Consider the following 2232-nt stretch of genomic DNA (forward strand, 5'->3'; position numbering starts at 1 on the left):
TGGCTGCAGTGGCCGCAAAATCACGGTTTAACACGTTCGACGCTACGATATTCTCCTTTCCCGCTTTATACTTCGGCTTTTTTCGACGGATTTTGGCCTGAACCCCCAACTCTTTCATCAGTCGGTACACTCGCTTATGATTCACGGTCTTCCCATAATTTCGTTTTATCCATGCTTTCACGCGCTAGTATCCATAGATCCCATTGACCTTTTGATGGCATTCGAGGATCATTTGTTTGATTTGTTCATTTTCCTTTTGCTTCTCTGTGACGATTCCCTGCTGGTTCATCCATCGATAGTATCCACTTCTTGACACACCGGCCAGTTGGCATAGCCAGGCAATCGGATAGGTGTTGGATAACTCCTGAATGATCGAGAACCGCTCTTTCGGTTTCACCTCCTTGCCAGCTCTCGTAACTTTTTTAAATAATCATTCTCTGCTTTCAGTCTTCGATTCTCTTCCTCTAAACTGCACTCTTTTTTTCGAGGCCTTCCCTTGAATGGAGACTTGGATGTCCCGCGCCGTTCTTCGAGCCCTTTTCGACCATGTTCATGGTAACGTTTTACCCAAAGTCTGATCGTTTTCGTGCAGGGAATCCCTAACTCTTGGCATATCCGCTTATATCCCCATCCTTCTTCGATGTACATCTGGACAGCCCTCCATTTAAACTCCACGGAATAAGTGGTCTTCCCTTTCGGTGTTTGCTTGGTCTCGAACATAAACAAATCCCTCCAGTGTTTTTACTGACAGTATGGGCATTTTCCCAACTGTCTACACTAGAGGGATAATATCACATACCAAGAGGGCTTTTTTTGATCAAGTCCCCGGAAAAGCTCCTAACGGGAATGCTCCTTTGAAACATGGGTGTTCCTTCTTTGTTATGGAGCAAGGATTTCCAATGTTTAGAGGAATTTCTGTGCTACTTTTATTAGTTTATCCCTATGTTTTTCAATATCGGCCACCGTTTCGATATATACTGTTGTTCTCCCTTCATCATTGAACTGAATGTACTTGTTGCTTGTATTGAGTCCGAGACGGCAAATCCATCTTCGGATGTTATTGTCCAGTAAAACATTGAAGTAGCTCAAGTTATCGCGATAATAGATACGTTCGGGATCAAGAATCTCCCTTAGGAGCAGCCGCACTAATACATACCCCTCAAGCTCCTCCTCTGTAGTGACTATCTGCGGCTCATTGTGTTCCTCTTTTGGATCTTCGGGAACATCTGGCGCTTTCTCTTCTTTCGCTTGGGCGGTCTCTTCTTCGTCACTGTTGGCTAAGGCAGCCTTAAGTTTATCGTTGACTTGGTCGTTTAGAAACTGTTTCAGTGCCTTTTTCACAAGCCCTTGAAACTTTTCGATCACGTTTTTAGTTTTCTTTCCGGGATAAATATCGCTGATGATGAATGCAACAAACTCATCGGACGGGTTTTCCCACTGATTATTCAGGAACTGTTTAATTTCATTTAGGTATTTTAATTCGGATGCGGCGCTGAAAATGCTGTCGACATCGAAACTGCTTTTTCGGAATTTCGCCAGCTCGACAATTTGATTTTCTCTCGGTTCAGCGAGGTTAAACTCGAAAAATGGCACTGAATCCATTTTGTTTTGTTCATCGAGATCGGTATAAAATCTGTATAAGATGCCATTAGTCAAAATAGCGAACTTAGCTGAGGTTGCGCCAAAATATCTAAACAGCTGCGAATCGTGTTTATCCAGCTTTTGATTGGCGGCCTTAGCTTCAATGAGAATAACCGGTTTTCCATCGATCATAATGGCGTAGTCGACTTTTTCCCCTTTTTTGATTCCCACGTCAGCTGTAAACTCCGGTAAAAACTCTTCCGGATTGAAAATATCGTACCCTAGAACTTGAAAGAAAGGCATAATGATCGATGTTTTCGTAGCTTCCTCTGTCGCTATAGTATTTTTTAATCTGTTCACCCTTTTCGATAGTGTCTGGATCTGCTCGATGAAATGATCCATTTTGCTCCACCCCTCTGCACAACATTTATCTTAATTAGGCGAGAAGACTCCCACTTCGACGAAGCGAAGCGGAGTAAGTGGGAGATGAATCGCCTTAACTATATTTTGTTGAAAATAGGATAGATTCAGTAAAATATAGTATCATATAGTTAGGTAGCGTCAAAAGTTCTATGAAAACTCCACACAGATCATCCCATTGAGCATCGTGGGGCATGCGGAGGGCCGGATTCGCCCTTGACCAACACCCGC

Annotated in this window: 4 protein-coding genes; all 4 read right to left on the reverse strand. The window is 43.2% G+C overall.

Annotated elements, in window-relative coordinates; all coding sequences use genetic code 11:
• The coding region (locus CV945_RS17950; protein WP_157807572.1) for an IS3 family transposase at positions 1-181 on the reverse strand (181 nt) is incomplete at its 3' end.
• 3 nt (positions 182-184) lie between these two features.
• The gene (locus tag CV945_RS16690; RefSeq protein WP_100660188.1) at positions 185-397 is read right to left on the reverse strand and encodes a hypothetical protein; all 213 of its coding nucleotides are present in this window, start codon (positions 395-397) and stop codon (positions 185-187) included.
• Positions 394-720: a transposase gene (locus CV945_RS16695; protein ID WP_025039269.1), complete on the reverse strand. Its 327-nt coding sequence runs from the start codon at positions 718-720 to the stop codon at positions 394-396. The genes CV945_RS16690 and CV945_RS16695 overlap by 4 nt, the downstream gene beginning before the upstream one ends.
• Positions 721-903: 183 nt before the next feature.
• Positions 904-1983 (reverse strand): type I restriction endonuclease, encoded by a 1080-nt coding sequence (locus CV945_RS16700; protein WP_100660189.1) that lies wholly within the window; start codon positions 1981-1983, stop codon positions 904-906.
• Positions 1984-2232: the final 249 nt, after the last annotated feature.

This window comes from Geobacillus sp. Manikaran-105 (assembly GCF_002809955.1).
In the GTDB taxonomy this organism is placed as follows: domain Bacteria; phylum Bacillota; class Bacilli; order Bacillales; family Anoxybacillaceae; genus Geobacillus; species Geobacillus thermophilus.